The 242-nt window shown below is 40.1% G+C and carries 1 pseudogene; it reads right to left on the reverse strand.

Annotation, left to right across the window (positions count from 1 at the left end):
* Positions 1–223, reverse strand: a pseudogene (locus tag AAEY57_RS20880) (hypothetical protein); the annotation flags it as partial.
* Positions 224–242: the final 19 nt, after the last annotated feature.

Below are 242 nucleotides of genomic sequence, written 5' to 3' on the forward strand. Positions count from 1 at the left end.
CTGTATTTATTATGTTGTTATTATCAAACACAATAAATGCAAACACACCCAGTGCGCAGGCTAGGCTGATTAGCTGTAGCGTAAAGCCGATTTTTTTAGGCTTAGTGTGCGTGGCTTTATTAAGTAGCACTTTTTGCTGATCACTTGTAAGTGTAGTGCGCGCTTTTCGCTCTTTGTAATGTTGTGTGAGCTTTTGATCAAACGGCTCATCAGGCTTGTTCATTGTTTGCTCCTAATAAACG

Origin of the sequence: Pseudoalteromonas sp. MER144-MNA-CIBAN-0113 (genome assembly GCF_040308965.1) — a bacterium.
GTDB lineage: Bacteria > Pseudomonadota > Gammaproteobacteria > Enterobacterales > Alteromonadaceae > Pseudoalteromonas > Pseudoalteromonas tetraodonis.